The organism is Rhizobium sp. 10N427, from assembly GCF_056394605.1.
Window position 1 is genome coordinate 39444 of sequence record NZ_JBFTID010000026.1, and the last position, 6000, is coordinate 45443.

Below are 6000 nucleotides of genomic sequence, written 5' to 3' on the forward strand. Positions count from 1 at the left end.
GCTCCCTTACACAAAGTTATAGTCGCGTCTCCGGCTTTGATGCCAACCATCTATTATTGAGTGCACGAGAGGCGGTTGATGCGCTATTGGAGCATAGCTCTGATAAGATGGTCAATGTCAGGAGTTATGAACCGAGCAGTCCCCGAAGCAGAGAGTTCGTTTACGGTCTAAAAGACGTGTAAGAGGTTTTGGCGGTTCTTGAGCGATTAGCCGCCCTGGAACTTCATCTCATTGTGAACGAAACAATCGATATACATGATGGCGGAACATCGCTATCAAAGTAAAATCTGGCCCTAGTATTATGCTCGCCAGCTGTAACTGGTTCGATTTATTAGATCCATGAAACAGCACTTTTACAATTGTTGATATTGCACAAGGTCTTTCGAATATTTGTCGCTACGCGGGTCAATGTAAGAAGTTCTACTCTGTCGCTGAGCATTCGCTTTATGTCAGCGAAACAGTCGAAAACTACAAGCGTGAAGCTCTCCTACATGACGCGGCCGAGGCTTTCCTTGGGGACATTACCCGTCCTCTGAAGCAATTGTTGCCCCAGTACAAAGAGATCGAGTCGAATGTCGAGTCTGCTATTTGTAGCCGCTTTCATATTGACTTAAATGCCAAGGCTGAGATTAAGCGAGCAGACCTTCGCGTTCTGGCGGCGGAGCAAGCACAGGTAATGCCCGAAGGCACGGATTGTTGGGTACGGCCGTCGAACATCAGGCCTGCAGATATCGAAGTTAGGTTCCTGTCGCCTGTAGCAAGCCGTGAACGCTTTTTATCGAAATTCTTCGAGCTAACCGGGGCTCCACGAACGCTCCGATTCTAAATAGCGAAACTTACGGGCCTGAAGACAATGATCAAACTTTTCACGAAGGTCGTCGCGTGATAAAACCTCTGCTTTAATCTGCAAAGGCATAGGAAACATCACGAGCCATGTCATCCAAAAGCGACCAGCGGCTCCGTGCGCTGAAACTCCTAGATGCTCGGGGCATGCTCCGGCTAAAAGAGTTCGCTGCCGAAGGTATCGGCCCAGAGACGCTTGCGCGCCTGGTCCGGGAGGAGGCGGTCATCCGCCCGGCACGGGGCCTTTATCAACTCCCAGATGCACAAGTCGAGGCTGCCCATGCGCTCGCTGAGGCGGCGGTTCTGGTTCCAAAGGGTGTGATTTGCCTAACTTCAGCCCTCCAGTACCACGAACTGACGCTGCAAATGCCGTCGGCTGTATGGATGGCGATCAACCGTACCGCCTGGCGGCCCAAGATCGATTATCCGCCTATTCGGTTCGTGCGCTTCACTGGGTGGGCACTGACCGAAGGGGTCGAGCGTCACCGCATCGAAAATGTCGACGTTCCCATCACGGATCCGGCGAGGACAATTGTCGATTGCTTTCGCTACCGGACGAAGATCGGCCTCGACGTCGCGATGGAGGGACTGCGCGAGGGTCTCCGCCGTCGCCGATGCAAACCGGATCAAATCTGGCGTTACGCGCGCAAGGCGCGGGTCTGGTCGATCATGCGTCCTTACGTTGAGGCAATGGTGTCTGATGCCGCGTGAGCCTCGCAACATCGGCGCATCAGTGCGAGCGCGGCTCCTCGATCGGGCACGTGCCGAGCGATCGGATTTCCAGATTCTCCTGACGCGATATGCGCTCGAGCGTCTGCTCTACCGGCTAAGCGCGTCGCCGCACCGCGACCGCTTCATCCTCAAAGGTGCGATGCTCTTCGTGACATGGGTCGCCGATCCGTTTCGACCCACGCGCGATCTGGATCTGCTTGGCCACGGCAACAGCGACGCCGAGGCAATTGCCGAAACCTTCCGGGCCATTTGTGCGCAGCCGGTCGCCGATGACGGTGTGACGTTTGATGTCGCCGCGCTGATGGCGGCCCCGATCCGTGAGGAGGCGGAATATGGTGGTGTGCGGGTCCGCACAACGGCAACCATCGCCGGGGCGCGTATTCCGATCCAGGTCGACATTGGTTTCGGCGACGCCATTACACCTGCGGCCGTCGAGATCGACTACCCCACCCTGCTGGACGCCCCAACGCCGCGCCTTCGCGCATATCCGGTCGAAACGGTGGTGGCCGAGAAATTCGAAGCGCTCGTAACGCTCGGCGTGGCCAATAGCCGGCTCAAGGATTTCTATGATCTCTGGGTGATCTCCCGAACATTCGAACTTCGCCAGGCTCCCCTTGTCGAGGCAATTCAGCGGACCTTCGAACGACGCGGAACGGTCCTCCCGTCTGTTGTTCCGGTCGGTCTGACCGATGAATTCGCGGAAGCATGGACCGCTCAATGGCGCGCCTTCCTGGACCGGGACCGGATGGCAGCCGCACCAGATGCTTTCGCCGCTACCGTCGCCGATCTTCGCCTCTTCTTGATGCCGTTGGTCGTCGGATCGAAGGAAGAACGAATTTGGCCGCCGAGCGGGCCGTGGTCGCCGGGGGAAGCAATCAATGAGGCGTAGCGGAACGAGAAAATTTCTCCGTGCCGCATGCCGCGACTGACGAAGAAAGGAGCCGCTGTCGCGGTTGGGGGGAAGTATGGATAAGAAGCACTTTTATCGCGTAGGCAGCCACTCTGGCGCCTGGGACGATCTACCCACTGACCCAGATGAACTGGATTCTCTGACCAATAGTGCTCGAAAGCACATCGAGCCGTGGCTCTCTGCTGTCTTCCAAGCAGAGCACCTCAACCTACTGCTCGGCAGACTCTCTTATCGTCGTCCCTCGCGCCCACGATGGCTTCGACCTGCGGGGGTGTCGGGATAGGGACTTGGTCCCCCACTGACGGAAATGCGACCACGCCACGAGAGAGTTCGTATCTGGTCATTCCCGAAGCGCGGTCGCGCCGAGATGTCAATGTACCCACTGGCGATAGCGACATCTTCCGCAGTGGAAATGGAAGATCGATCAGGCCAAAGTCTTTCAGGCAAGAGCGCTTTGGATAAGGAGAGCGTTCGATCCCGATCCAGGTTATGTAGGCGACCGTCGCAACGGCTTCATTTGGGATGATCACATACCCATTGAGACGCGGAAACCCCGCCGGCACTCCGGTATTCAATGCAGAATGACTCTAGCAAGTGGGTTGTGGGAACGCTGCATGATTGCCTACCATCTTATCTTGGGGATCCATTCTCGATAATGTTTTGGCGGTCCGGTTTCCAGTGGGGAATAAGCGCCAGGCAGGCCGATCTTAGGGCTTACTGATCTGATCCTGGGAAAGTTAAGCGTTGAAGCGGTGGACATCGTGCCGCTAAGATAGCCGATGCCTCCGGTCGGTCACCAGACGGCAGATGGTTCTGATGCGACAAGTCCTCGCGTCGTATTCTCTCCGTCACATGCCTAGCCAAGGCGGACAACGCCCCGATGTTGTTCCATAGGCTTTGCCTGTCACCCGCTGAGGCAACAGACGCTAACAGGCCAAATGTCGAGCTCGGCCACCAAGTTCTTTGACCCGCCTACGAAACTCCTTCCTGCCAAGCTTGGTAGACGGTCCTGATTCTGGGATGAAAACCCAGACTGCGGGCGAGGGACGTATCGACATGCAGATACCAGGGATTTGAGAGAGGCTCGCTACTTGAGTCCAAGCGCTTCCCCACCATGCCCGCAAGTTCATAGATTGAGGAGGGCGTCTCGTCGGCCAAGTTCACGATGCGCCGATCGAATACACCCTTCAGCGCTAGCGTGACTGCCTGGGCGATGTCACGATGGTGGATCGTGCTCATGCGCTGGGCCGGATGCCAGGTGCTGACGTGGTTGGGAAGAGATTGAAGATGTCCGTCACCGTCGCCATAGACGAAGGGGAAGCGAAGGATGGACCAGTTCAACCCGCTTTCGCGCAGTTCCTTTTCTGAGGCGACCTTGCTTGCGGGATAGGCGTGCTGAGGATCGACCGGGTCGTCCTCTCTTCCCGGATGCGGATTGTCCTTATTGTAGACATGGCTGGTGCTAGACATGATGAACCGCGCGTCGGGAGCGTGGGTCTTCACAGCAGCGATCAAGTTGCGTGTCCCATCGAGGTTGCTCTTCCAGATGAGATCGGTGTCTTGTGTGCGAAACACGGCGGCGAGGTGCACGATAGCGGAAATCCCTTGGACGGCGTTCGTCAGGGTCGAAGGGTCGCGAATATCGCCCGTCACGGCTTCTGTTCCTTCAGGGCAGTCCTTGCCCGCGCGGAGCAGGATGCGGCAAGTATAGCCGGCCTCCACCAGCCTCGGCAGAAGGCGCTCGCCAACGAGCCCGGTGGCTCCGGTGATCAACACGGTCATTTACTCAATCCTTTCGCAACAGGGTCTGCAGTCGTTCGGTCGCAGATTTGAGGACACGGATGGTCGTGGCCAGGTCGGCCTCGTCGATCCCGCCGAAGGCGGCGTCGTGAATGACAGAAAGATCAGGAATTCTGCGCCACAGCGCCTCACCTGTGGCTGTCAGCTTCAGTAGACGTTGACGCTGATCGCCTCCATCCGCGGTCTGCGCGACCAAATCCTTGCGGACGAGTGTGGCAATAATCCCGCTCAAGGTCGCGCGTTCAAGTTCAAGTGCGCGGCCGAGGTCTCGTTGGACGGACGGGCCGTTGTTGACGAGATACCAGAGGACATACCATTGCGTGGATCCCAGATCGAAAGGCCGCAGACGCTCGTCCATGAGGGCTCGGCCCGCGAAGTAACACCGCTTCGTCCATGCGCCGACAGAGAGATTTTTGGTGTCCGCATGTTCGCTCATGTTAGAGACCCGTGAATTCGTTCGCTACCAAACCAAAATCGCAAGGTAGCAAACGAATGTCAAGTCTTAGGCGATCGGTTACGGATTGGGGAATGTCGGATTGCTGGATCGGAAGCTGAGCGGTCGCGCTCGGCCACGACAGCGGCTTTATGGGCAAGCGCTATCGCCACCGCTTCACATGGTCGACGAGTGCACGCAGTTTCGGAGCGAGATTGCGGCGGCTGGGGTAGTAGAGAAAGAAGCCGGCAAAGGGTGGGCAATAGTCCTGAAGGAGAGGGACCAGTTGACCGGATGCGACATAGCGTTTGAACGTGTCTTCCATACCGAAGGTGATGCCACCGCCGGCACAGGCTGTGCGGATCATAAGCCACATGTCATTGGTGGTGATCTGCGGGTCGACAGCCACGTCGAACTCACGTCCATTCTGCCCGAACTCCCAGCGATAGGGCGCACTGTGTGGCGCTGGGCGCCAGCCGATACAACGATGGGCCGAAAGTTCCGAAGGATGCTCAGGCTTGCCGAAACGCTCGATGTAGGAAGGCGCGGCGAAGGCGCCCTGGCGCTGATCGCCCGAGACGGGGACGCCAATCATGTCCTGATCGATGACTTCGCCGAGCCGCACCCCAGCGTCATAGCCTTCCGCGACGATGTCGAATTCCTCGTCCGTTACAGTTACGTCAACCTGAACTGCTGGAAAGGCATCCGCGAAACACGCCAGTAGCGGCCCGGAGATGAACTGCTCGGCGATGGATGACACCGCCAGCCTCAACAGTCCGCTCGGTGCGCTGTCGCGGTCCGCCGTCGCGTCAAGGGCCATTCCGACTTCGGAAATTGCCGGCGCCACGCGCTGATATAGTCGTTCGCCCGCCTCTGTTAGACCCACGCTGCGTGTCGTGCGCTGCACCAGGGCGACGCCCAGCCGATCTTCGAGACGGCGGATGGTCTGGCTGACCGCTGGCCGGGTGACGCCCAAATTCTCCGCGGCAATGCGAAAGCTCCGCGCTTCGGCGACCGCCAAGAAAACAGAAATGCCGTTCAGATCGATTGCCATTGGTTAGTAAATATTACCAGCTTGGTCACTATTGAGCAAGTTGTCCCATCTTATCGATACGCCTACCTTTTTCTCACTAACAGGAGGTGGCATGAAAGAGGCCGCGCCCAGCATTGAAAGAACGGATTTCTGAGATGCAGATGATCTTGGGACAGTCACGCCTTGCGTCGTTTGGCTTACCTTACTTGGGTTTTTGGGAACTCAATGAAGGAGAGCAAATCGTGACTG

General features: G+C 57.4%; 5 protein-coding genes. 2 read left to right on the forward strand and 3 right to left on the reverse strand.

Annotation, left to right across the window (positions count from 1 at the left end):
* The first annotated feature begins 933 nt into the window (after positions 1–933).
* Together AC1DIJ_RS29925 and AC1DIJ_RS29930 are read left to right on the forward strand one after the other, a co-directional pair.
* Positions 934–1554 (forward strand): type IV toxin-antitoxin system AbiEi family antitoxin domain-containing protein, encoded by a 621-nt coding sequence (locus AC1DIJ_RS29925; protein ID WP_112390705.1) that lies wholly within the window; start codon positions 934–936, stop codon positions 1552–1554.
* Entirely contained in the window at positions 1544–2464 is a 921-nt protein-coding gene (locus AC1DIJ_RS29930) for a nucleotidyl transferase AbiEii/AbiGii toxin family protein (RefSeq protein WP_162698774.1), read from the forward strand. The genes AC1DIJ_RS29925 and AC1DIJ_RS29930 overlap by 11 nt, the downstream gene beginning before the upstream one ends.
* Positions 2465–3457: 993 nt before the next feature.
* Here the strand turns inward: AC1DIJ_RS29930 and AC1DIJ_RS29935 are convergent.
* From AC1DIJ_RS29935 to AC1DIJ_RS29945, 3 genes are all read right to left on the reverse strand, one after another.
* Positions 3458–4267, reverse strand: a complete 810-nt coding sequence (locus tag AC1DIJ_RS29935) for an NAD-dependent epimerase/dehydratase family protein (protein ID WP_112390707.1) — start codon at positions 4265–4267, stop codon at positions 3458–3460.
* A gap of 4 nt (positions 4268–4271) precedes the next feature.
* Positions 4272–4721, reverse strand: coding sequence for a MarR family winged helix-turn-helix transcriptional regulator (locus AC1DIJ_RS29940; RefSeq protein ID WP_112390708.1), 450 nt, complete (start codon positions 4719–4721; stop codon positions 4272–4274).
* 160 nt (positions 4722–4881) lie between these two features.
* A complete protein-coding gene (locus tag AC1DIJ_RS29945; RefSeq protein ID WP_112390709.1) occupies positions 4882–5772 on the reverse strand; it encodes a LysR family transcriptional regulator in 891 nt (296 codons plus the stop codon).
* Positions 5773–6000: the final 228 nt, after the last annotated feature.

Coding starts and splice junctions, on each gene's coding strand:
- AC1DIJ_RS29940 (WP_112390708.1), bottom strand. CDS start 4,721: ATGAGCGAACATGCGGACACCAAAAATCTCTCTGTCGGCGCATGGACG.
- AC1DIJ_RS29925 (WP_112390705.1), top strand. CDS start 934: ATGTCATCCAAAAGCGACCAGCGGCTCCGTGCGCTGAAACTCCTAGAT.
- AC1DIJ_RS29930 (WP_162698774.1), top strand. CDS start 1,544: ATGCCGCGTGAGCCTCGCAACATCGGCGCATCAGTGCGAGCGCGGCTC.
- AC1DIJ_RS29945 (WP_112390709.1), bottom strand. CDS start 5,772: ATGGCAATCGATCTGAACGGCATTTCTGTTTTCTTGGCGGTCGCCGAA.
- AC1DIJ_RS29935 (WP_112390707.1), bottom strand. CDS start 4,267: ATGACCGTGTTGATCACCGGAGCCACCGGGCTCGTTGGCGAGCGCCTT.